The organism is Actinoplanes sp. NPDC051513, from assembly GCF_044454685.1.
Classification (GTDB): Bacteria; Actinomycetota; Actinomycetes; order Mycobacteriales; family Micromonosporaceae; genus Actinoplanes.
The window spans coordinates 44446-67519 of sequence record NZ_JBITDW010000031.1; the positions used below are offsets into that span (position 1 = coordinate 44446).

At 69.7% G+C, this 23074-nt stretch carries 22 protein-coding genes and 2 pseudogenes; 8 read left to right on the top strand and 16 right to left on the bottom strand.

All coding sequences use genetic code 11. The features are described from left to right. Window positions 1-42: 42 nt before the first annotated feature. On the bottom strand, window positions 43-3477 hold the full coding sequence (gene fxsT, locus ACIA5D_RS45785; RefSeq protein WP_396036973.1) for an FxSxx-COOH system tetratricopeptide repeat protein: 3435 nt from the start codon (window positions 3475-3477) through the stop codon (window positions 43-45). A 326-nt stretch (window positions 3478-3803) separates the two neighbouring features. Here fxsT and ACIA5D_RS45790 point away from each other — a divergent pair, with 326 nt between their 5' ends. Beyond that, window positions 3804-4325, top strand: coding sequence for a hypothetical protein (locus tag ACIA5D_RS45790; RefSeq protein ID WP_396036974.1), 522 nt, complete (start codon window positions 3804-3806; stop codon window positions 4323-4325). Window positions 4326-4328: 3 nt separating this feature from the next. On the opposite strand, the gene ACIA5D_RS45795 is transcribed toward ACIA5D_RS45790, so the two are convergent. From ACIA5D_RS45795 to ACIA5D_RS45810, 4 genes are all read right to left on the bottom strand, one after another. Beyond that, entirely contained in the window at window positions 4329-4958 is a 630-nt protein-coding gene (locus ACIA5D_RS45795) for a DUF3159 domain-containing protein (RefSeq protein WP_396036976.1), read from the bottom strand. 71 nt (window positions 4959-5029) lie between these two features. Continuing rightward, a complete protein-coding gene (locus ACIA5D_RS45800) occupies window positions 5030-6472 on the bottom strand; it encodes a diguanylate cyclase domain-containing protein (protein ID WP_396036977.1) in 1443 nt (480 codons plus the stop codon). 92 nt (window positions 6473-6564) lie between these two features. Beyond that, complete coding sequence (locus tag ACIA5D_RS45805; protein WP_396036978.1) at window positions 6565-7419, bottom strand: sensor histidine kinase; 855 nt, start codon at window positions 7417-7419, stop codon at window positions 6565-6567. A 25-nt stretch (window positions 7420-7444) separates the two neighbouring features. Continuing rightward, on the bottom strand, window positions 7445-7819 hold the full coding sequence (locus ACIA5D_RS45810; protein ID WP_396036979.1) for a response regulator transcription factor: 375 nt from the start codon (window positions 7817-7819) through the stop codon (window positions 7445-7447). A gap of 192 nt (window positions 7820-8011) precedes the next feature. Between ACIA5D_RS45810 and ACIA5D_RS45815 the strand changes: the two genes are divergently transcribed. The 4 genes from ACIA5D_RS45815 (at window position 8012) to ACIA5D_RS45830 (ending at window position 11970) form a co-directional block, all read left to right on the top strand. Continuing rightward, entirely contained in the window at window positions 8012-8242 is a 231-nt protein-coding gene (locus ACIA5D_RS45815; RefSeq protein WP_396036980.1) for a hypothetical protein, read from the top strand. Window positions 8243-8448: 206 nt separating this feature from the next. Further along, window positions 8449-10257: an anthranilate synthase family protein gene (locus ACIA5D_RS45820; protein ID WP_396036981.1), complete on the top strand. Its 1809-nt coding sequence runs from the start codon at window positions 8449-8451 to the stop codon at window positions 10255-10257. A 139-nt stretch (window positions 10258-10396) separates the two neighbouring features. Then, window positions 10397-10759, top strand: coding sequence for a YciI family protein (locus ACIA5D_RS45825; RefSeq protein ID WP_396036982.1), 363 nt, complete (start codon window positions 10397-10399; stop codon window positions 10757-10759). A 50-nt stretch (window positions 10760-10809) separates the two neighbouring features. Next, window positions 10810-11970: an RNA polymerase sigma factor gene (locus ACIA5D_RS45830; RefSeq protein WP_396036983.1), complete on the top strand. Its 1161-nt coding sequence runs from the start codon at window positions 10810-10812 to the stop codon at window positions 11968-11970. A 3-nt stretch (window positions 11971-11973) separates the two neighbouring features. Here ACIA5D_RS45830 and ACIA5D_RS45835 read toward each other — a convergent pair whose 3' ends face one another. Genes ACIA5D_RS45835 through ACIA5D_RS45850 form a run of 4 tightly spaced genes read right to left on the bottom strand, consistent with a single transcriptional unit; the run spans window position 11974 to window position 16213 of the window. Next, entirely contained in the window at window positions 11974-13173 is a 1200-nt protein-coding gene (locus tag ACIA5D_RS45835; protein WP_396036984.1) for an ABC transporter ATP-binding protein, read from the bottom strand. Window positions 13174-13179: 6 nt separating this feature from the next. Then, complete coding sequence (locus ACIA5D_RS45840) at window positions 13180-13992, bottom strand: carbohydrate ABC transporter permease (protein ID WP_396036985.1); 813 nt, start codon at window positions 13990-13992, stop codon at window positions 13180-13182. After that, entirely contained in the window at window positions 13989-14933 is a 945-nt protein-coding gene (locus ACIA5D_RS45845; protein WP_396036986.1) for a carbohydrate ABC transporter permease, read from the bottom strand. Before ACIA5D_RS45845 ends, ACIA5D_RS45840 begins: the two co-directional genes overlap by 4 nt. Next, window positions 14930-16213, bottom strand: a complete 1284-nt coding sequence (locus tag ACIA5D_RS45850; protein WP_396036987.1) for an ABC transporter substrate-binding protein — start codon at window positions 16211-16213, stop codon at window positions 14930-14932. Before ACIA5D_RS45850 ends, ACIA5D_RS45845 begins: the two co-directional genes overlap by 4 nt. Window positions 16214-16331: 118 nt before the next feature. On the opposite strand from ACIA5D_RS45850, the gene ACIA5D_RS45855 reads away from it, so the two are divergent. Further along, on the top strand, window positions 16332-16910 hold the full coding sequence (locus ACIA5D_RS45855) for a DsbA family protein (RefSeq protein ID WP_396036988.1): 579 nt from the start codon (window positions 16332-16334) through the stop codon (window positions 16908-16910). A 64-nt stretch (window positions 16911-16974) separates the two neighbouring features. Continuing rightward, window positions 16975-17268 carry a hypothetical protein gene (locus tag ACIA5D_RS45860; RefSeq protein WP_396036989.1) on the top strand — a complete coding sequence of 98 codons (294 nt, stop codon included), beginning with the start codon at window positions 16975-16977 and terminating at the stop codon, window positions 17266-17268. 14 nt (window positions 17269-17282) lie between these two features. Here the strand turns inward: ACIA5D_RS45860 and ACIA5D_RS45865 are convergent, their stop codons facing one another. The 4 genes from ACIA5D_RS45865 to ACIA5D_RS45880 form a co-directional block, all read right to left on the bottom strand. Then, entirely contained in the window at window positions 17283-17720 is a 438-nt protein-coding gene (locus ACIA5D_RS45865; protein WP_396036990.1) for a GNAT family N-acetyltransferase, read from the bottom strand. A 1384-nt stretch (window positions 17721-19104) separates the two neighbouring features. After that, the gene (locus ACIA5D_RS45870; protein ID WP_396036991.1) at window positions 19105-19881 is read right to left on the bottom strand and encodes an SAM-dependent methyltransferase; all 777 of its coding nucleotides are present in this window, start codon (window positions 19879-19881) and stop codon (window positions 19105-19107) included. A 42-nt stretch (window positions 19882-19923) separates the two neighbouring features. Continuing rightward, window positions 19924-20505, bottom strand: a complete 582-nt coding sequence (locus tag ACIA5D_RS45875) for an RNA polymerase sigma factor (protein WP_396036992.1) — start codon at window positions 20503-20505, stop codon at window positions 19924-19926. Further along, window positions 20498-21424, bottom strand: a complete 927-nt coding sequence (locus tag ACIA5D_RS45880) for a maleylpyruvate isomerase family mycothiol-dependent enzyme (RefSeq protein ID WP_396036993.1) — start codon at window positions 21422-21424, stop codon at window positions 20498-20500. The genes ACIA5D_RS45875 and ACIA5D_RS45880 overlap by 8 nt, the downstream gene beginning before the upstream one ends. A gap of 97 nt (window positions 21425-21521) precedes the next feature. On the opposite strand from ACIA5D_RS45880, the gene ACIA5D_RS45885 reads away from it, so the two are divergent. Beyond that, entirely contained in the window at window positions 21522-21887 is a 366-nt protein-coding gene (locus ACIA5D_RS45885) for a nuclear transport factor 2 family protein (RefSeq protein ID WP_396036994.1), read from the top strand. On the opposite strand, the gene ACIA5D_RS45890 is transcribed toward ACIA5D_RS45885, so the two are convergent. The 3 genes and pseudogenes from ACIA5D_RS45890 to ACIA5D_RS45900 form a co-directional block, all read right to left on the bottom strand. Beyond that, complete coding sequence (locus ACIA5D_RS45890; RefSeq protein ID WP_396036995.1) at window positions 21878-22474, bottom strand: TetR/AcrR family transcriptional regulator C-terminal domain-containing protein; 597 nt, start codon at window positions 22472-22474, stop codon at window positions 21878-21880. The genes ACIA5D_RS45885 and ACIA5D_RS45890 overlap by 10 nt on opposite strands. 30 nt (window positions 22475-22504) lie before the next feature. After that, window positions 22505-22627: pseudogene (locus ACIA5D_RS45895) on the bottom strand (SIP domain-containing protein); the annotation flags it as partial. Between the two features lie 34 nt (window positions 22628-22661). Further along, window positions 22662-23057 (bottom strand): annotated as a pseudogene (locus ACIA5D_RS45900) (siderophore-interacting protein); the annotation flags it as partial. Between the last annotated feature and the right edge of the window lie 17 nt (window positions 23058-23074).

Genomic DNA, 23074 nt, shown 5'->3' on the forward strand with positions numbered 1-23074 from the left:
GGTCGGGCCAGACAGCTGATAGACCGCCCGAACCCGGCACCATCAGAGCGGCATAGGATCGACGTCGCAGTCCGCCCGCAAGCTCTTCAACGCGTTGAGCGTGGCCGGATGCTGCTCACCGAGTTTGAGCCGCAGCCGTGTCATGGTGTCCGAGAGAATCTTGTCTCCCTCGTTGATCCGGCCGAGGGCACGCAGGTCCAGAGCGAGATTGACGCCGACGGCGAGGGTGGAAGGGTGATCGCCGCCCAATAACCGCTCCGATCGGGTCAGGGTGTCGGTGTCCCGTTCGTAGGCGTCTTGGAATCGGCCCAAAGCGTGCAGGTCACTGGCCAGGTTGGTGGCGCACGTCAGAGTTACCGGGTGGCCCAGGCCCAGGGTGTCCGCGAGAATCTGCCACGCTTCGCGGTCGTGCTCGTACGCGGCCTCCGCATCGCCGCCGAGGCGGAGAACAATTGCGAGATTCGTTCGCGCGCTGAGTGTGTACGAATGGCTCGCGCCGAACATTCGCTGATAGCGACTGAACGTGGCGCCGGCAATCTCTCTCGCAGCGTCGAGCTCCCCCGCCTGCCGCAAATCGATGGCGTAGTTGACGGCGGTGGAGATAGTGGCCGGGAAGTCTTCGGTGTAACGGCGGCGATAGCGTTCGAGCGTATCGCGCGCCAGCCGCCGGGCGCCTTCGTGATCGCCTGCCTTGCGCCTCGAGATGGCGAGATAGCGCGCCGCCTGCAGCGTCGGCGGGGCATCCTCGTCGAAGGCCTTGAGAATGCGCTGATACAGAGCGTCGAACAGCGGGAGGGTCTCGAGGAAGGCGCCGTTCTCCCGGCGGTCGATCAACAGGGCGGCGTGCGTGTTGAAGGTGTCGACGTCGTCGGTGCCCAGCACCAGCTCACGACGTTTCAGGGTGTCGACATCCAGATCCGCCGCCCGCGAGAACTCACCGGTGAACCGAAGACTCACTCCGAGGCTGTGGGCGAATCTCAAGGTGGCGGGGTCGTCCTCACCCAACTCACGCTTGGCGGCGGCAAGGACTTTCTCGTCGAGGTCCCGGGCGGCGTGGAAATCTCCGCTGGTGCGCAAGTCGATGGCGACCATGTACATCGAGTCGATGGTGCCCTCGTCCTGGTCGCCGAAGGTCCCCTCGTAAAGTTCGAGGGTTTGCCGATTGAGCTCCCGCGCCTGAAGGTACTTTCCGTTCGTCCACCGCATGAAGCCGAGCCACTTCGCCATTTGCAGGGTCTGCGGAGCGGCCGAAGCGCCCGCTGCGCGCCAGCACTCCAGGGCCTCTTCGGCGAGTGCCTCACTGCCGGAGTGATCACCCCAGTGGTAGAGGAACCGCACGACCCCGTCGACGAGCTGCTGGACCCGCTGATCGGTCGATTCCACCGCCCGGGACACGGTGACGTGCGGCTGCAGCGCCTGATAGGTCGCCCAGTCGGCGCGCCGGCCCGGGTTGCTCGGCTTGTTGTTCGCCAGCAGGGTGTGCGCGCCGCGACGCATCACGATCCGCTCGTCCGGCGACATCCGTCCGATCAGGACAGCCTGCACGAGGCGGTGGATCTGCAGGGCGTTCCGCGCATGGTCGATCTTGGCAAGCGCGTAGCGCTGGATGTCCCGAATGGCGCGGCTGACCCTGAAACTGTCACTCAAGGTCGCATCGAGGTCGTCAGTGATCGGGGCGACCGGCGAACCGGAGAAGAGATCGCGAGAAATGGGTTCCGGCGCAAAGAACGAACAGATCTGCAGCAATTGGACGGCGGCCGGGTTCACGGCCATCAGCTTTTCCACGGACAGGGCGAACGCCGCGGCCACCGATGACGGATAGTCCGGGGACGGCGAGGCGTCGAGCACCTCGATCCGCTTCTGTTCCAGCAGTTTGAGATATTCCGCGACGGACATTCCGGTGGCGGTCCGCCAGGCGGCCGCCTGCTCGATGGCCAGGGGTAGATCTCCCAAAGCCTCGGCCAGCTTCTCCGCATCTCTGTCGGACAGGTCCGGGTTACGGCCGGAGAGGAACTCTTTGCTCTCGTTGCGGGCGAAGACGTCGACCTCGGTCGATCGAGTGATACGGGACCAGTCGAGATCTCGCGACGTCACGAGAATCTTACCCGCGCCGCCGGTGGGGAAATGCCTCTGCACGTCCCGAGGCGCCTCGGCGTTGTCGAAGACAAGAAGCCAGTTGTGATAACCGGTGGCACCCGTGCTCAACGCTTCCCGCACCGCCGGCACGGCCGTATTGGCCTCGGGACTGACATCCAGATTCAGGCGTTGGGCCAATTGCGTGAGCGAACTCAAAATTTGAGATTCCCGCTCGGCGGAGATCCACCAAATTAAATCGTACTCGGCGCTGTGCCGGTGGACATACTCGATGGCCACCTGCGATTTTCCGACACCACCCATTCCATGCAATGCCTGCGGCAGAACGGCGGTTTGCTGCGTCTGGGACAGCTTCTCGTGGACGTCTTGAAGCAGAGACTCACGCCCCGTGAAGTTCGGATTGCGCTGCGGTATGTCGCCCCACACCCTGGGAAGCGACTCCGACACCTTCGGCGGGGCGATGGGCGGCATCACATCTCCTAAGGGACTCGCGATATCTCCGAAGGGACTCGCGTCGCTGTCAGGATCCGCCCTCATTATCCCATTCGCCTCGTATTTGTCCGAATCGCCCGTATTTATCGGACTAGTCGTGATAGTACCACCCACGACTCCGGCACCACCCTCCGGGTGCCCGGGCCCGACGGGGTAGGAACTACCCCCACGAGGTTCCTCTGTCAAGGATTCGCGCAGGTCAGGCCCCGCGTCGGAATTGGCTGGCGGATGAGGTCCGGCGTCCGAGGGGACCGACCCTATCGGTGCCGAATGATCAAGCTCGAGGCGGTCGACCCAACCGGCGGCCCAGTGGCTCAGCTCGACCTCGAGCTGGCCGCTCGTCTGCCCGGCGACGTACTGGACCAGCCGCAGGGCGTTCGGCATGCCCTCGTCGCGGGCGGGCCGGAGGCTGAGGATGTCGAAGGCGGCGGTGAGCGACGAGGCGCGGGCGGGCGTCTCTATCGAACTCTGGGCCAGGCCCTGCCGCCACGACTTTGCATACGACTGTCCAGATTCGCTCTCCGCTCGATCCAGCAGGTCATGGATTCTGCGAATCTCAGATTCTGGGACCAGGCTCTGCAAGGACGCGGTTCGGATCAGCTCGACGGCCCGCTTGCTGCCGGGCGAGTCGGGCGCCATCGTCAGCAGGGCGCCCGTCAGCGCACGTAATCCGCCCCGCTGCTGAAGGCATGTCAACACAATCTGGACGACGTGCAATCTGATCTCGTCATTTTCGCGGACGTCAGGGAATCCGTCTATTGCACGGCGGATAAGTTGCAACAAGAGGCGCCTGTCGGCCACGGCACTCATGAACGGAATCTCGATCAGCGCCGCTATCAGCGCATCACTCAGCTCGGTGGCAGGATCTTTCTTGATCGAATCCTGCGGCACCGAACCACACTCCCCTCGACGCGATCGCCATGCCATCAGACATTGACGTCAGCCTCATCCATCATGCACTGCCCATCACCAGAAGTGAATGCGGCGCATCGGCCCGGGAACGCGTGGATTCTCCCCGCTGGCCATCCTGGTCGGCGGTGCCGGTCGTCCGCCTCCGGCCCTCAGCCACCGGCGACGGATAGATGGCCAACCAACTCCGGCCGAAGGGCCTACCACGGGAGTGACGCCGGGCGATGAGTTCTGCTATAGGCAGCGGCGCGAGCGCCGCGGGCTTCACCACCTGCTAACTTCTACATCTTGTAGGAGTGGAGGGTGGCATGACGACGCTGGGGGACGTGCTGCTCGTGTTGCTCGCCGACAGCGGCGGGACCGCCCATGACATCCAGCGACGGCACGCCGCCACGTTCGGGGGCGGTCAGCGGGTCGACATCTCGCGGGTGGCCTGGACGCTGAGCCGGCAGGAGCGGCTCGGATACGTGCGGTCGGCGGCCTCACCCACGCACGCCCGGCAGCGCCGCTACGAGCTCACCGAAACGGGAGAGCGCAGGCAGCGCATGTGGCTGCTGCGGGTGCCGCCGGAGGCGGACGCCGAGGAGATCCGCACCCGGGTGCTGCTCGCGATCGAGGCGACCGACCGGGCCACCTTCGAGATGGTCGTCTCGGTCTGCCTGGCCCACCTCGAACTGAGCCGCCTGCGGGACGACAAGACCTACGAAGCGCTCTCGGCCGAGGCGGCGCGCGCCGAGCTCACGAATGCGACCTTGGCCGCCGAGGTCGGCTGGCTGCAGAGCCTGCGTACGCGCAAACGCCTGCGCGACCGCGTCGAGGCGCGCGACTGACCCTCAAGTGGCAACCGGGTGCCGCAGTCCGGGATGGTCGGCGGGTATCGTCCGCCGGATCACCCACCAGCTCACCGCCAGGCACGCCGCCACCAGCGGCCAGGTCAGCGCCACCCGCGCCACGCCGAGCGCCACCACCTGCCCGGCCGCGTAGAGCGGCAGGAACACGGCGACCCGGACGACATACTGCAAGACCCACACCCAACTGCCCATCGCGTACGCCCGCAGCAGCGCCGGATCGCGCCGCCACCGGGTGCGTTGCCCGAGCACGCCGCCGACCACGAGTCCGAGCAGCGGCCACCTGATCACGATGCTGACCGCCCAGGCCAGGGCGCTCGCGGCGTTCGTGAACAGTTGGAGCAGGAAGAAATCCTCGGCGCGGCCGGTGCGCAGGGCGATCAGCGCCGCCACGCACACGCCGAGCAGCCCGATGAGGACGGCCCGCGGCTTCTCGCCGGCCCGCAGCCGCCAGGCCGAGACGCCGATCGCGCAGGCCACGGCCACCGCGGCGCCGGCCCAGATGGACTGCCCGGCGGCGAGCCAGCCCACCACGAAGCCGGCCGCCGGCAGGGTGGCGTCGACCGCGGCCCGCCGCCCGTTGAGCAGCTGCGCCAGCGACTCCGGCTGAGCCATCTCCACCCCGTCCCACGAACCGCGGCGACGAGAACCGGCCGCGAAGTTAGGACAGCCTAACCGGAGATGGGCTAGGCGACTAAGAGCCGGTGCGCGGACTTCTCGGCGTACATGGCGGCGTCGGCCCGCCCGATCAGCGCGTCCCGGTCCACAACCTCGCCCCGCCGCACGGTCGCCGCCCCGCAGGAGACGCCGACCTGCACCAGCGCCTCCCCCACCTCGACCGGCAGCCGCACCAACTCCGCGGCCCGCGCCGGCAACTCGCCGGCACCGCGCCGACGCAGCACCAAGAACTCGTCCCCGCCGATCCGCCCGACGACATCGCCGTCGGAGACCGCCCCGGCGAGGCGCGAGGCCACCGTCCGCAGCACCGCGTCGCCGGCCCGGTGCCCGTACCGGTCGTTGATCGGCTTGAACCCGTCCAGGTCGAGAAGCAGCACCGTGACCTCGTCCAGCGAGCCGTGGGACAGGTCGGCGAGCGCCCGGTCGATCTCGGCCACCACGTGCCGCCGGTTGTGCAGCCCGGTGAGCTCGTCGTGGTGCGCGTGGTGGGCCAGGGTGCGCTCGGCCCGGCTGCGCAGCAGCGACATCTGTTGCAGCCGCAGCAGCACGAGCGGCACCGCGAGCATGGTCCCGACCGGCAGCAGCAGGCTCGCCGACGCGTCGCCGCGCACCGCCTGGATCGCCGCGATCAGCGGGTTCGCGCAGAGCGCCGCGCCCATCCAGAGCAGCGGCGGGTTGCCGGTCGCCTCGCGGGCGGGCCGGTCGGGGTTGGTGACCATCGGCGCGGCCGGGTGGATCGGCGCGGCGGCGATGGTCAGAAACGCCATCATCAGCAGCACCGCGGTCAGGGTGGCGCTGCCGTGCGAGGAGGTGAGCACCGCGGCGACGTGCGCGGCGAGCGTGGCGCCGCAGCAGAACAGGAGGTAGGCGATCGGGCCGCGGGCCCGGGATGCCCGTCTGCCGATGCGGGCGAGCGCGCCCAGCACGGCGGCGAGCACGGCCACGTCGGCCAGCGCGAGCATCGAGCCGATCGGGGTGGACGCCGAGGTGAGCCGGGGCGCGATCAGCCAGGCCCAGGCCGGCCCGGCCACGCACACGCCGAACAGCGCCGCGTCGAGCAGCCCCGCGACATCGTTGGCGCCGTGTCTTCGCAGCACGCCGCCGGTGCCGATGAGGAACAGCAGGTGGGCGGCGGCCATGCCGAAGTCGGCGGCCCTCCCCTCGGCCCGCCCGAGATGGTGGCCGGGAACCCAGTCCGACCAGAACGCGAAGCTCACCGACAGCAGCACGAGCCCCGCGGTGGCGATCAGCCAGGGGCGGCGGTCGATGAGGTGGCCGGCGCCGAGGGCGCCGGCGAAGGTCGCGATGGGCACGAGGGTGACGAGGGCGAAGATCTGGGTGCGCAGGTGCGGGCCGGCCATCGCGTACGTCGCGCCGGCCGTCACCGCGGCGACGAGGAAGCCGGCGTGCACCGGCCATGCCGGCGCGGCCGCGCGTGGCCACCTCGTCATGGTCTCCCCCTGTCGCCGATGCACACCCATCGGCGGCAAGCAAGCTTCCTTGAGGAGACCCGCGGCCGCGGTCGCCGGAAGAGCGGCGCCTGTCAGAAGGCGGGCAGCCGCACGGTGACCGTGGTGCCGACGTTCTCGGTGGAGTCGACGTCGATCGTGCCGCCGTGGTTGTCGACGATCTTGCGGCAGATCGCGAGGCCGAGGCCGGTGCCGGGAACGGCCTGCCGGATCGCGTTGGTGGCCCGGAAGAACCGCACGAACAGCGCCTGCTGCTCCTCGGCCGGGATGCCCATCCCGGTGTCGGCCACGATCAGCACCGTCTCGCCCGGGTCCTGCCGGGCATGCACGGTCACGGTCCCCGCGGCCGGGGTGAACTTCACCGCGTTGCCGAGCAGGTTCGCCAGCACCCGATCGAGCTGCACCCCGTCACCGCGCAACGGCAGCGGACCGCGTACCTCGGCATGAAGCCCGACCGACGCCTTGGCGGCCGCCGGGCCGATCTCGGTGAGCGCCCGGTCGATGACCTGGGCGAGGTCCACCTCGCCCGGCTCGCTGCGGAACCCGCCCGATTCGATCCGGGAGAGCGTGAGGATGTCCTCGATCAGCTCGCGCAGGCGGCGGACGTTGCGGGCGATGACCTCGAGCATCCGCTCCTGCGCGTCGGTGAGCCCGCCCGGCTCGGCGTCGCGTAGCAGCTCGACGTAGCCGGAGATGCTGGTCAGCGGGGTGCGCAGCTCGTGCGAGACGGTGGCCATGAAGTCGGTCTTGGCGGCGTCGAGCGCGCGGAGCCGGGCCAGCAGTTCCTCCTCACGGCGGTGGGAGCGCTCGGTCTCGGCGTCCTTGATCACGCTCGCCCGGCGGATCCGCTCCGCCTCGTGCCCGATCGCCAGCGCGGCCGCCACCCCTCCCGCGAGGAGACCGGCTGCGAACGCCGCGACCCTGGGCATCGGCCGGATTCCTCGCGGACCGCTCTCAGGCCCGCGCTCGGCTCAGCAGCGCCTGGATCCGTGAGACGAGCTCGCGGGGGCTGAACGGCTTGGTCACGTAGTCGTCGGCCCCGGCGCTGAACCCGCCCTCGACGTCCTGCTCCTGCACCCGGGCCGTGAGCATGATGATCAGCATGCCGCTGGTGGCCGGGTCGGCGCGCAGCATCCGGCAGACGTCGATGCCGGAGAGGCCCGGCATCGAGACGTCGAGGACGGCGAGCGTGGGCTGCCGGCTGCGGGCCTGCTCGAGCGCGGTCTGGCCGTCCTCGACGGCGATCACGTCGAAGCCGGCCTGCTCCAGCTTGAAGGCGACCAGGTCACGGATGTCGGCGTCATCGTCGGCGACCAGCACCACCGTCACGGCTACTCCTCGGTTGGTTGCCCGATCTTTTACTACCAATCGGCACCATATCCCGATATTTGAGGCCTGTCGGGCGCTCGCCCAACCCGGGCACAGCAACCTAGCTGCAACCCAGCGGCATCGCTTCTGCATCCTGCGAGCCGTTTCCTGATACCACGACGCCCGCCGCGCCGTGCCAGGTTGGAGGATCCGATGACCGCGATGATCGATGAGGTTCGCACCGAAGCGCTGTTCGTCTCGGATGTCCAGCGCTCCCAGGAGCCGACCGCCGAGCTGATCCGCGAGGCGGTGACCGCCATCGTCACCCGCTTCGGCGAGGCCCGCTGCGCCGAGCTCGTGGCGCAGGAGTTCGGCGAACACCCCGACTGCGCGCCCGACCGGATGCGGTGGGCGCGGTCGGCGATCCGGCTGGCCTTCGCCTGACACACCGACGGGCGGCGAGGTGGCGCCAGAGCCTCCCCGCCCCTAAGCTCCTCGGCATGCACGCGCGATTGAGCATGTGGTGGCCCGCCATACCGGCGGCCACACTCCCCCGCGCGTAAGACACCGCGGCCGCCTCCCCGAGGCGGCCGTTCTCGTGTGATGGCCTCGCCCCGGTCGGTAGCCGCCCGCCAGGAAGAGGTCCGAAAATGCCCTTCGCTCTGCTCCACCGCGACGGCGCCGACCACGTCGAGGTGCTCACCGGCGACGTGATCACGGTCGCCACGCTCGCCGAGATCCCCGTGGAACGCGGCCGGGAGACGCTCGCCCTCATCCCCTATCGGCAGATAGCCGAACGGGGGTTCGAGTGCGTCGACGACGGCACCCCGCTCGAATGCCTCTTGATCGAAGAGCGGAGCACGCAGCCGCTCAGCGCCTTTCCGCCGGGAGAGCTGACGCTGGGCCCCGGCGGATTCGATCTCTCGGACACCGAGTACGGCGAGATCGTCGGCGAGGTGCTGCGCGACGAGATCGGCCACGGCGAGGGCGCGAACTTCGTGATCCACCGCGTCTACGAGGCGTCGGTCGAGGGCGACCCGGTCGAGGCGGCGCGGGCCGCGTTCGGTCGCCTGCTCGCCGAGGAGCAGGGCACCTACTGGACGTTCCTGGTGCACACCGGCAGGCGGACGCTGGTCGGCGCCACCCCCGAGCGGCACGTCAGCGTCGCCGACGGGATCACCATGATGAATCCGATCAGCGGCACGTACCGGCACGGGCAGGGCGATCTGCTCGAGTTCCTCCGCGATCCCAAGGAGATCGACGAGCTCTACATGGTCCTCGACGAAGAGCTGAAGATGATGGCAACGGTGGCCGAGCACGGCGGGCAGGTCGCCGGCCCGTACCTCAAGCGGATGGCCCACCTCACCCACACCGAGTATCTGCTGGCCGGCCGCGGCTCGCTGGACGTGCGCGAGGTGTTGCGCGAGACGATGTTCGCGCCGACCGTCACGGGCAGCCCGATCGAGAACGCGTGCCGGGTGATCGCGCGGCACGAGCGCCGGGGCCGCGGCTACTACGCCGGGGTGCTGGCGCTGCTCGGGCACGACGACGAGGGCCGGCAGACGCTGGACGCGCCGATCCTCATCCGCACCGCCGAGATCTTCCCGGACGGGCGGCTGCGGGTTCCGGTCGGCGCCACGCTGGTACGCCACTCGACCCCCGAGGGCGAGGTCGCGGAGACTCACACCAAAGCTGCGGGCGTCCTGGTCGCGCTGGGTGCGAGGGGTCGCGCTGCTTTTCCCGTACGCGCGGAAGCGGAGTCACCCGAAGTGCGTGACGCCCTCGCCGCGCGCAACCACGATCTCGCCCGCTTCTGGCTCGACTCGCGGGCGCCCGGCGCGCTCACGATGCCCGCGCTCGACGGCCGGACCGCGGTGATCGTCGACGGTGAGGACACGTTCACCGCGATGCTCGCCCACCAGCTCAAGGCCCTCGGCCTGGTGGTCCGGGTGGTCCCGTGGCAGCAGTTCGACGCGATGGCGGAGGCGGACCTGATCGTGGTCGGTCCCGGGCCGGGCGATCCGGGCGACCTCGCCGATCCCAAGATGGCCGCCATGCGCGACCTCGTCGCCGACCTGCTCGCCGCCCGCCGCCCGCTGCTCGGCGTCTGCCTCGGCCACGAGATCCTCGCCGTGCTGCTCGGCCTGCGCCTGCATCGCCGCGACTCGCCTTACCAGGGTCTGGCCCGCGATGTCGACCTGTTCGGCCGGCAGCGGAGAGTCGGCTTCTACTCGAGCTTCGCCGCGGTGTCGGAGGCGGACGCGCTGGACTCGCCGCTCGGCCGGGTGGAGATAGCCCGCGACCCGGTGGACGGCGCCGTGCACGCGCTGCGCGGGCCGGGCTTCGCGGGCGTGCAGTTCCACCCCGAGTCGGTGCTGAGTCGCGACGGCGTGGCGGTGCTGGCCGAGATCGTGCCGACATTGATGTCCGGCGTGGTTAGCCCGGCCACGAACGGGTAGCGAAGGGTGTACCGGTGGTTCAAGGGGATCGAGAGCCTCCGCTTGGACCACCGGCCATCTTTTCCTCCCCGGCGCTGTCGATTCCGGCCGTCCCCGTTTGTCGGGTGTATGAATCCCTGACAGAGGAAGGATGAGGACGATGGCGCGATACGCGGTCATGATCTTCGAGCGCAATGGCAACGACCTGCCGCCCGAGATCGTCGAGCAGCACATGCGGCTGGCCGGACGGATCGAGGAGCAGGGCGGCAAGGTGGTCGCCGGCATGGCCCTCGAGGACAACAGCACGGCCACCTCGATCCGCGGCGACCTGATCACCGACGGGCCGTTCATCGAGACCAAGGAGATGATCGCGGGCATCTTCATCATCGAGGCCCGCGACCTCGACCATGCGATCACGCTGGCGCGGATGACCCCGATCCTCGACGGCGGCGTCGAGGTGCGGCCGCTGATCGACTTCGCGGTCGTGGACCCGAGTGTCGTCGTGTCCGGGGAGCACATCTGACCGGGGTCGCCGACGCGGTCGCGGACGCGCACCGGCGGGAGTGGGCGCAGGTGCTCGCCTCGACGGTGCGCGTCACGCGCGATCTCGACCTGGCCGAGGAAGCGGTGCAGGACGCGTACGTCCAGGCGCTCGCGGCATGGGCGACGGACGGCGTGCCCGTGCGGCCGGGCGCCTGGCTGACCACGGCGGCCCGCCGCAACGCCCTCAACGCGCTGCAGCGGCAACGCACCCTCGCCGGGAAGCTCCCCCTGCTCGTCCTGCCAGATGAATCTGGAAAGCCGGATTTTCCGGATGACCGGCTGCGGCTGGTCTTCACCTGCTGCCATCCGTCGCTCGCCATCGAGGCACAGGTCGCGCTGACCTTGCGCCTGGTCTGCGGGATGGCGACGCCGGAGGTGGCCCGGGCGCTGCTGGTCCCGGAATCCACGATGGCGGCCCGGATCACCCGCGCCAAGAAGAAGATCGCCGTGGCCCGGATCCCCTACACGGTGCCGTCCCCGGTGGATCTGCCGGCCCGGGTCGGCGCGGTCCTGACCGTCATTCACTTGCTCTCCTCGGCCGGCCACACCGCGACCGCCGGTCCCGGCCTGACCTGCGACGATCTTGCCGAGCGGGCGCTCGACCTCGCCCGGATGCTGCGCCTGCTGCTGCCGCGCGAGCCCGAGGTCGCCGGCCTGCTGGCCCTGCTGCTGATCCACGAGGCCCGCCGCTCGGGCCGGGTCGACGCCTCCGGACGCCTGCTGCGCCTGGCCGAGCAGGACCGCGGCGGCTGGGACCGCGGGTTGATCGCCGAGGCCGACCACCTGATCACCGCGGCCCTGGCGGCCGCGCCGCCCGGCCGGTTCACGCTCCAGGCCGCGATCGCGGCCCTGCACGCCGAGGCCCCCGCCTACGACGAGACCGACTGGCCGCAGATCCGCCTGCTCTACGACCGGCTCCTGGAGATCTGGCCGTCGCCGGTGGTGGCGCTCAACCGGGCCGTGGCGGTGTCGATGGTCGACGGGCCGGCCGCCGCGCTCGCGATCGTCGAGGACCTCGAACGCGACGACCGGCTCGCCACGTACCACTACCTGCCCGCCACGAAGGCGGACCTGCTGCGCCGCCTCGACCGGCGAGACGAGGCCGCCGCTGCCTATGCGGACGCCCTGGCGCTCACCGGGAACGCCGCCGAGCGGGAATATCTCAGCGCGCGGATCGAGGAGCTGCGCTGATCGTCACGCCGTGGTGGTCTCCTTCTCCTCGCTCAGGGTGATGTTGCGGCCGTCGCGGGGGTCGAAGAGGTGGATCTTGTCGAGGTTCATCCAGATCTTCGCGTCCACGCCGTCACGCACCCGCGACTCGGCCGACAGGCGCGTCACCAGGCTGTCCTGCGGCGGCAGGTCGGCGCCGCCGGCGTCGGCGGCCAGTTCCTCCAGGTCGGCCGACGTCGCGTGCTCGCCCTCGACGGTCAGGTAGACGTACTTGTCCGAGCCCATCGACTCGACGAGGTCGACCGGCGCGGTGAACTCGTGCCCCCGCGACCGCTGCGTGTCCTCGACCAGCCGGGCGTCCTCGAAGTGCTCGGGGCGGATGCCCAGAATCAGCTGCTTCGGGGCGTCGGCCGAGGAGAGGGTGCGGCGGACCCGGTCGCCGATCGGGAGATCGCCCAGCGGCGTACGCATGCTGTTGTTCTCGATCGTCACGGCCAGGAAGTTCATGGCGGGCGAGCCGATGAACCCCGCGACGAACAGGTTGAGCGGGCGGTCGTAGAGCGTCTGCGGGTCGCCCACCTGCTGGATGAAGCCGCCACGCATGACCACGACGCGGTCGCCCAACGTCATGGCCTCGGTCTGGTCGTGCGTGACGTAGACCGTGGTGGTCCCGAGTTGCTTCTGCAGGCGGGAGACCTGCGTCCGCATCTGCACGCGCAGCTTCGCGTCGAGGTTCGACAGCGGCTCGTCCATGAGGAACGCCTTGGGGCTGCGGACGATGGCTCGCCCCATCGCGACCCGCTGGCGCTGCCCGCCCGAGAGGTTGGCGGGCTTGCGGTCGAGGTAGTCGGTGAGCTCGAGCACCCGGGCCGCCTCGCCGACCTTCTCGTTGATCACGGCCTTGTCCATCTTGGCCAGCTTCAGCGGGAAGGCCATGTTCTCGCGCACGGTCATGTTCGGGTACAGCGCGTACGACTGGAACACCATCGCGATGTCGCGGTCCTTCGGCGCCTTGTCGTTGACCCGCTCGCCGGCGATCCGCAGCTCGCCCGAGGTGATGTCCTCGAGGCCGGCGATCATGTTGAGCGTGGTCGACTTCCCGCAGCCGGACGGTCCGACCAGGATGATGAACTCGCCGTCGGCGATCTCGAGGTCGACCTCGTGCACCGCGGTCGTGCCGTCGGGGTACTTCTTGGTGACCTTGTCCAGGACGATTTCAGCCATGGTGACCTAACCCTTCACGGCGCCGGACGTGAGGCCCGCGACGATGCGCCTCTGGAAGAACAGCACGAACAGGATGATCGGGATCGTGATCACCACGGCGGCCGCGGAGATCGCGCCGGTGGGGTCCTCGAACTGGGAGGCACCGGTGAAGAACGACAGCGCCACCGGGACCGTGCGGGACCGCTCGGTCGAGGTCAGCGAGATGGCGAACAGGAAGTCGTTCCAGCAGAAGATGAACACCAGGATCGCCGTGGTGAAGACGCCGGGCGCGGCCAGCGGCGCGATCACTTTGCGGAACGCCTCGCCCTGGGTGGCGCCGTCCATCTTGGCGGCCTTCTCCAGGTCCCACGGGATCTGCTTGAAGAACGCCGACAGCGTGTAGATCGCCAGAGGCAGGGCGAAGGTGATGTACGGCAGGATCAGCCCCATCCACGTGTCGAAGATGCCGATGTTGCGCTCGATGTTGAACAGCGGCGTCACCAGCGAGACCTGCGGGAACATGGCGATCAGCAGCGAGACGCCGACGAGCAGTTGCTTGCCGGGGAAGTCGAGCCGGCTGATCGCGTACGCGGCCATTGTTCCGAGAATGACGGCGATCAACGTGGAGATCAGCGCGATGCCGATCGAGTTGATCAGTGCACGGACGAACTGGTCGGTCTGGAAGATCGTCTTGTAGTTCTCCCAGGTCCACTCGCGGGGGATGAACTTTCCATCGGTGAGCGTGGCGGTCGTCTTGAAGCTCAGCGAGACGATCCACAAGACGGGAATCAGCGCGAAAACCACTACTACGGCGTCGAGCAGGCCCCATTTGATCTTCATCGCTTGCTCCCGTCGTCGCTACCGGGCGCGGCCGTGCCGAACAGCTTCACGAAGACGAACGCGATGATCGCCACGGTCAGGAAGATCAGCACCGACATCGTCGAGCCGATCCCGAGGTTCAGCCCCTTCATCAGGTTGTTGTAGGTGATCATCGACACCGACGACGTCTCGTTGGCGCCGTTGGTCAGCACGTAGATGTTGTCGAAGACGCGGAACGCGTCGAGCGTGCGGAACAGCAGCGCCACCAGGATCGCCGGCTTCATCACCGGCAACATCACCTTGGTGAACCGTTGCCACCAGCTCGCGCCGTCCATCGAGGCCGCCTTGAGCAGGTCGTCCGGGACCAGCGCCAGACCGGCCATCAGCAGCAGCGCCATGAACGGGGTGGTCTTCCAGATCTCGGCGAGGATGATGATCGCCAGCGAGCTGGCCCGTTCGGTCAGCGGCGCGCCGTCCGGGGCCACGAGGTTCGCGAGGTATCCGGAGCCCGGGGTCCAGGCGTACCGCCAGCTGAAGGCCGCGACGACCGTGACGATGCCGTACGGGATGAGGGCCGAGGTCCGCACGAGACCGCGACCGATGAGGGTCTTGTGCATGATCAGGGCGAGGCCCATGCCGAGCACGAGCTCCACCGCGACCGACACCACAGTGATCAGCGCCGTCACGCCGAACGCGGTCCACCAGTAGCCGTTGGACAGCACGGTCGCGTAGTTGGCGAAGCCGATGAACTCGCGGTCCTCGGGGAACTTGAGGTCGTAGCGCTGCAGCGAGAGCCAGACCGAGTAGATGATCGGGTACGCGGTGACCGCCACCATGACGAACGCCGCGGGTGCGCAGAGCAGCCAGCCGAGCCGGCGCTCCTGGCGCTTGCCCTCGCTGATCGCCTTCTTGCCGGCAACCGCGCGCTGGGCGGGGATCCGGACCCCTTCCTTGACCGTCACGGGAGCACCCCCTTCGAGTCGATGGCGTCCTGGATCGAGCTCTTCAAGCTCTTCGCGGTCTGCTCCGGCTGGATCGAGGCCGGGGGTGAGAGCTCGGCCGCGACCACAGTGGACAGGTTCTGGTAGGCGGGGGTGCGCGGCCGCGGCGCTGAGGTCTTGAGCTCCTCGAGCAGCGTCGCCTTCATCGGGTACGCCTTGCCCATCTCCGGGTCGCTGTAGACCGACTCGATCGAGGGCGCCTGGCCCGCCTTGACCGCCAGGGTCTTCTGACTCTCCGGACCGCGCAGGCACCGGATCGCCTCGAACGCCTGCCCGGGGTGCTTGCTGTAGGAGCTGACCGCCATGTTCGAGCCGCCGATCGTGGTGTGCACCGGCGTGCCCGCGTCGATGGCCGGGTACGGCGCCCAGGCCACGTTCTTGGCCAGGTCGGGCGTCTCGGACTGCATGGAGGCCCAGACGTACGGCCAGTTCAGCTCGAACGCGCCCTCGCCGTTCTGGAACGCGTGCCGGGCGTCGTCCTCGATCGCGTTCGGGAAGGACGGGCTGGTCACGCCGGCGGTGGCGAACTTCTTCAGGACCTCGAGGCCCTTGAGCGCGCCGGCGTCCATCACCGCGGACTTGCCGTCGTCGCTGACCACGTGGCCGCCGGCGCTCGCGACCAGGCTGTTGTAGAGGACCACCAGGCCCTCGTACTGGGCGCCCATCGTCAGCACCTGGTGGGGCTTGCCCTGCTGCTTGAGCTGCAGGGCCATCTGGATCATCTCGTCCCAGGTCTGGGGCGGGTTCGGCACCAGGTCCTTGCGGTACCACAGCAGTTGCACGTTGGTGTTGTTCGGCGCCGCGTACAGCTTGCCCTCGTACTCGGCCGAGGCCAGCGGTCCCTCGAGCGTGCCGTTCTCCACCTCGCTCTTGTCGGCGCCGGTGAACTCCCGGATCCAGTTCGCGCTCGCGAACTCCTGGGTCCAGGTCACGTCCATGCCGAGGATGTCCATGCTGTCGTCCTTGGCGGCGAGCCGGCGCACCATCTGCACCCGCTGGTCGTCCGCCGTCCGCGGCAGCACCTGGTAAACGATCTTGTACTTCCCGGCCGCCTGCTGATTGCACTGGTCGATCACGTCCTGCATGTGCTCGACCGGGAACTGGTACAGGTTGAGGGTGGGCACGCCACCCTCGTCATCGGATCCGCAGGCCGCAAGGGGTGCGGCCAGGGCAAGCGCGGCGGTCGCCGCGAGTGCTCGGACGCACAGGGTGCGCCGCGGATGTGGGTAGCTGATCGCCATAGACCCTCCATCCGGCCCGTCACAGTGATCTTCATCACTGGAGACACCTGGGTCTGTCCTGCCCCGCCACCACGCGGAACAAACCGTTTCACGACCGGGAAAGATCTAGGCTCTTGGCATGGAGGCCACCTACTTCTTCGACCCCGCCTGCCCGTTCACCTGGCGCACGTCGCGCTGGCTGCTGGCGGTCGCCGAGTCGCGCGACATCACCATCCATTGGCGGGCGTTCAGCCTGTCCATCCTCAACGGCGACAACGTGCCGGAGCAGTACCGGCCCATGATGGCCGCGTCGACCAAGGCGCTGCGCCTGGTGGAGGCGCTACGAGCCGACCGCCGCGACGCCACGATCGGCGCCTTCTACACGGAGATCGGCAACCGCACCCACGAGGCGGGCGCGTTCCTGACCGACGAGATCGTGCTGGAGGCGGCGGCTGCCGCGGGCGTCGCCGACGCCAAGGCGGTCCTCGACGATCCGGCCTGGGACGAGTCCGTGCGCTCATCGCACGAGACCGGCTTCGCGGCGGCCGGCCCCGGCATCGGCTCACCCGTTTTGATGATCGAGGGCGCCGAGCGTGGCCTCCACGGCCCGATCATCGGCGAGGTCCCCGCGCACGACGAGTCGCTGGCCATCTGGGACGCAGTGGTCCCCCTCATGCGCAGCGGCGTCTTCTTCGAGCTCAAGCGCGGCCGCGGCTGACGTTTTCGATCCGGCGCGGCCGGGTATCCGCGTCGCGCCGGATCATCACAAGGGGGAACTTGTCATGGCGGAACCACAGGTCACGTTGGACTCGTCCAGCCTCAATCCGGTGGAGGACAAGCTGCGCGGGCCACTGGAGGAGCAGCTGACCTCGGCCCTGCGGGCCGCAACCGAAGAGACCCAGCACGCGTACGCCGGGGAAAGCGTCGACGCGGTCACGGAAACCCTGCTCCGCCGTACGAAGTCGGCCCTGCACCCCGACATCGCCGACGGCTTCCACCCCGACCCCGCCGAACTGCGCCATGTGGCCGAGCAGATCGTCGCCGACGCCGACACGAGAGACATCCCCCGCCCCTAGCTCCCCTAGCTCCCCTAGCTCCCGTCGGCGAGCCGGTAGAGCTTGGACTCGCGCACCTGAAACCCGAGCCGCTCGTAGAGCCGGTTGGCCGCCGCCCGCGAAGGCCGCGACGTGAGGTCGACGGTCTTCGCGCCTTCTTTCCGGGCGAGCCGCACGGCCTCCCGGGTGAGCGCGGCCCCGGCCCCGTGCCCACGGGCGCTCTCGTCGACGACCACGTCCTCGATCCAGGCCCGCAGCCCGGTCGGAATGGGAAAGACGACGAGCGTCAGCGTCCCGACGATCGCCCCGTCGAGCCGCGCCACGAGGAGCTGATTGCCCGGCCGGCCGACGATCGCCCCGAGCTGATCGGCGCCGGGCGCGGGCGCGGACCGGGAGAGTTGCGGCAGGAGCCGCGCGAACGCCTCGACCAGCTCGTCGCTGACCTCGGCCACCACCTCGATGTCGACGCTCATGGCCCGACTCTAGACACCTCTTGGGGTGGGGGTCTGTTCGAGCGGGCTTTGGCTGTGATGGAAGAACCGCGGCCGGTGTCGAAAGCGGCAGCCACGGATGACCGCGACAGGCGGCATTCATCCTCGCTGGCCGGCCCGGCCCGTCCCACGCCGATGCGATCAGTATTCGCCATCGTTGGTGGAGGCTCTTGAATGGTGTTTGCCGCTGCGGAAGAATGGCGCGGAACATTGTTGACGGAATGGTAGGCACGTCGGCCGGATATGGTCGGCGCCGCGAGTCGGGTGGTGTGTGGTCTTGGTCGGCGGGCGCACGAGCCGGGCCACGGTGACGGTTCTTCCGTAACGACCCGGTGCGGTAGACCCGTAACCCGCCCCTGCGCCGAGAGATTCGGCCCTGGTCGGCCGACTCGGCCGTGGCGGGCGCGGCCTGCTCGGTGGGCGCGGGCTGCGTGACCTGCTCGGCCGTGGCGGGCGCGGCCTGCTGGATGGGCGCGGGCCGCGTGACCTGCTCGGCCGTGGCGGGCGCGGCCTGCTCGGTGGGCGCGGGCCCCGTGACCTGCTCGGCCGTGGCGGGCGCGGCCTGCTGGGTGGGTGCGGGCCGCGTGACCTGCTCGGCCGTGGCGGGTACCGCCGAGGTGGGCCGCGCGATCGGGTTGCCCACCGGGTGCACCGCCCGCTGTGCTGGTGAGCCGAGGCCCTGGCCGGTGCGGGCGGGAGCGGTCGGCGGCACCGGCGCCACGGCCGCCACGGAGTGCCCAGGTGTGCCGGCGCGGCCCGACCAGAGCCGCCGCTCGGCCGCCGTCAAGGGTGAACCGTCGTCACCGCCGTGCAGGCGGCGCAGCTTACGCGCGTGCCGCTCGACAAGCCCCCACGCGCGCTGCCGGGCATGCACGCGACGGAACTCTTCACGCGCCGCAGAATAACGACGCGACCGCGTCGGATCACGCATTTCCGCTAACTGGGACCTGGTGAAGAACTCCATCTGCCGCACCCCAGAATTATCCCACCCCAAAGAATCCGGCGGTAAGCCCGGAACCGTCTTCGATCATGCCAATCTCACCCCCGAATAGCCGCCGCCAACAATGGTGATATCCGGCCCGACTCCCGACATGCCGGGACAGCCCCATCCGCGACGGCCGCTGCCGCCGCGACCAGACAGGCACCGCGCGATGGCATCCCCGGCCCGACCACCATCGCGCCGTAACCGGCCACACCTGAAGCCGGTCGGCCATGGCACCCCGACCGGACGCCACAGCCGAACCCGACCAGCCAGCCCCCGGCCGCGGCAACCGCAAACCGGCCACCCCCACAGTGGGCGACGAGAGATGCAGCACCACTGGGTGGGGACAAGCCGCGAATGACAACCGTCTCTGGAGGTCGTGAATCATTCGTGGGCGCGGTCGGCCGCGAGGACCATGCGGTTGTGGCCGGCGTTGAGCGGCTCGCCGTCCTCGCCGTACCCGTGGATGTTCGTGAAGTTGGCGGCGGCGCACCAATCACGCAGCTCGGGGAAGGCGTAGAGGCGCTTCAGGAACGTCAGGGTGCGGGCGCGGCCGTCGCGGAGGACGGTGCGCTCGACGGTGAAGCGGGCGGTCAGCGGGTCGTAGTGGTGGCGGTCGACGAGCATGTCGCCGTTGGGCAGGCGGGCCGTGATGCGCGAGGGGGTGAGGGTAGCCAGGAAGCGGGGAACGTTGTCCAGGTCCATGAGCAGACGGCCGCCGGGGCGGAGGACCCGGGCCATCTCGGCGAGCACCGTGCGGTTGGTGGGGTCGTCGAAGTAGCCGAAGGCCGTGGTCCAGTTGACGACGCGGTCGAAGCGGGCGGTCCAGGACGGTGGCAGCCGGCGCATGTCGCCCTGGACGAAATCGGCGGCGGCGTTCGCGCGGGCGCGCTCGAGGAACACCGCGGACGAGTCGAGGCCGGTGACGTCGCAGCCGCGGCGGGCCAGTTCGTTGGCCAGGGTGCCGTGGCCGCAGCCGACGTCGAGCACGCGCAGGCCGGGTGAGAGCTCCAGCAGACGCCAGACCAGGTCGGCGACGGCCGAGCTGCCGGTGTAGGCCGTGCCGACCACCGGGCCGTGGGTCGGCGCCGATGGCTTGTCGGCGAAGAAGTGCAGGTAGTCCTCGTCGTACATCGCGGCGGCGTCGAAGAGATCGGACACGGGGCCGATCCTAGGGGGCCGCCGGATCGCCTGAGGCAGTCGCTAGGCCGGGTCTTCGGCGTAGGCGTAGCCGGCGGCGGACATGCGTTCCGCCAGCAGGCGCAGGCCGCTTCGCAGCCGGGATTTCGCGGTGCCCTCGGGGATGCCCAGCTCGATCGCCACCTGGCGATACGAAAGGCCGTAGTAGTAGGCCAGGGCGATCGCGTCGCGGTAGAGGGTGGGCAGGTCGCGTACGCATTCGCGGACGGCCTTGGCCTGGGCGGCGCCCACGACGTCGTCCTCCACTGTGGGCTCGACGGGCGCCTGGCCGGCGAGGCGGGTCAGGTGGGTGCGCTGGGCCGACTGGCGGCGTAGCAGGTCGATGGCGCGGCGGCGGGCCAGCATGCAGAGCCATGTGCGCAGGCTGCCCGTGTGCGGGTCGAAGCGCTCGGGATGGCGCCACAGCTCGACGAAGGCCTCCTGCACGGCGTCCTCGGCCCAGCACGGGTCGCCGGTGATGCGGGTCGCCAGGGCGTACGCCGACGGCGCGTGCCGGTCGTAGGCCTCGGTCAGGGCGGACTCGTCGGCGGCGACCAGCATGGCGCGGAGCCGAACGTCGTCGGCGTGGGACCGCACGTCACTCACACCCCAGGGTGGCGGCGACGGTCAGGAGGTCGAGGGCGGCGGACCGGGAGCCGTCGATCACGGCGACGGACGACGTCACCGGCACCCGGCCGGCCATCAGGCGGCCGAAACGGTCGGCTGGTATCTCGACCTGGGCCAGGGACGGCGACGAAGCGGCGCAGGAGGAGGACAACGGCACCACGTGGGAGGCGCTGCGGGGGCCGGTCAGGAAGAGCTGGACGGCGCCGGGGCGGCCGCGGCCGGCGGCGTCCATGGCGCCGGGCAGCAGCGCCAGCCCGAAGTCGACGATCCGGGCCAGGTGGGAGGGTTCGGGGGCGACTGGCGGCAACGCGACCGCCGCGCGGATGTCGTCGCGGTGGATCCACGTCTCGAAGGCCCGCTGCATCATGGCCTCGCGCAGCGGCCGTCGCATCGGCGTGCGGCCGGCGAGCCGCACCGGGCGGCTCAGCAGCGATTCCTCGGCCCGGCCGACCGTGCGCATCAGCTGGTCGGACTGGTCGCGCCAGAGGTCGCGAGCCCGGCGGGCGGGCGGCACCGGGGAGCCGAGGTCGGCGAGCACGTTGCCGTCGTTTCCCGCCAGGTGCAGGACCAGGTCTTCGACGGTGCGGCCGTCGGCGGTGGACAGCGACCACTGCGCCGGTGACAGGGAGTCGAGCAGAACTTCGAAATCGGCGGCCTGTGACACGTACGCGGAAAAAGCCGGACCCGGCGACGGCGGCCGCACCCCCACCGCGGCAGCGAGCACCCGCGACCGCAACGGCGCAGGCGGCGGCGCGGAGTGCGAGGACGCCAGCCAGTCCGCGGCCTGCTGGGCCAGCGAGACGTGCGCCGCGCACCGCGAGCACGCGGCGACGTGCGGACCCACGTCCGGCCGGTCGCCGAACGCGAACTCCTCCAGCAGATCGTCAGGATGTTCCATCGCCGTCGGACGATACGCGGCGAGAGCGGGCAGGCACAGGACCCCGACAAATGAAGGACAGAACGATCCGATCGGGGCCGGCGTGCGAACACGGAACATGCGCACGCGGAGAGCACCGCTGAGGTGGACGTTCGTCAATCAGGACCCGACGCCCACCGCGGACCTGCTGCACGAGTACGTCGCCGGCCGGCGACGGCACGACATCCCGGCCGTGATCACCACGCTGTCCCCGGACTGCGTGGTGATCGAATCGGATGGAACGGCGCACCAGGGTCACGACGAGGTCGAGCGATGGCTGCGGCAGGCCCGGGTCGACGACTGGGTGATCATCACCACGGCGGCGACCGGCGAGCTGCTGGTCGCCGAGTGGCGGCGCGGCGACCAGGAGGGTGTCACGGTCGCCCGGCCGTACGAGGGCCTCATCCACTACCTGCGGGAATACGTGACGACCGGCTACAGGTAGCGCCGGATGCCGTCGATCATCAGGCCCAGGCCGAAGTCGAAGCGCCGGTCGGGGTCGGCGGTGACCGCCGCCCCGAGCTCGGCGACCAGGTCGGCGCCGTACTTCGCGGCCGACGCCTCGAGCTTGGCCGGCACGTCGTCGCACGGCGCCTGCTCCTCGATCGTGTGCCCGACGATGTAGTGCGACAGCGCCAGCATCGTCCACGCCGCCTTGTCGGGCTGCATTCCCGCGTCGATCAGGATCTGCATGCCGGTACGGCCGGCCAGCAGCGTATTCGGCTCGGTCGTGAACGTCTCGGCGACCAGCCGGGCGCCGTCGCGCATGCTCAGCAGGGCGCGACGCAGCCGGTGTGCCATGGTGACGATCCGCTGGTCCCACGGACCGGCCGGTGGCGCGTCGGCCACCGTCGCGACGAGGTCGTCGGCGATCGCGTCGAGCAGCGCCTGCTTGCTGGGAAAATGCCAGTAGAGCGCGCCGGCCTGCACCTTGAGCTGAGCGCCGAGCTTGCGCATGGTCAGGCCGTCGAGCCCTTCGGCGTCGATCAACTCGCGGGCGCCACGCAGGACATCGGCGCGACGAAGTTGCACGCCGGGATTCTCCCACATCGCCCCGAAGGGTCAGCCAGGGCTCGACCGGCCGTGCCGCCAGTATCCGATGAACGCCACGTCGGCCTTCGCCACCCCTCGCTCGCCGACCAGATGCCGCCGCAGGCCCGTGGGCAAGCCCGATTCGCCCGCGACCCACGTGAAGAACCCCGCTCACCGGCACCTCCAGGAACACCTCCCCGGTCAGGGTCGCGGGCGCTCCCTCCAGAATGGACAGGATCGCGGGGAGGGCGCTCTCCTCCCCCACCAGCAGGTGCCAGTCGGCGCCGTCGGACGGCTGGTAGGTGTAGCCCTCGTCGAAGACGCCCGCCGGGTCGCCGGGTCGCGCCCGGGTCGCCCACGCGGAGGCCGGGGCGTCGCCGTGCAGCGCGAACTCGATGTCGATCTCGCGCCGGTCGAGCCGGAACGAGCGGATCGTGTAGTTGCGCACCCAGGGCCGCCGCGCCTTGGGCGTGAGCAGCGTCTGCTTCCCGGCCGCCGCACCTTGAGCATGCGGCCGATTCTCGCCTGCTACTTGAACTATGTTCAAGGTTGAACGCCGTTCAGGTTTGACGCGGTGCGTCATTGACCCTGTCGCCGCGG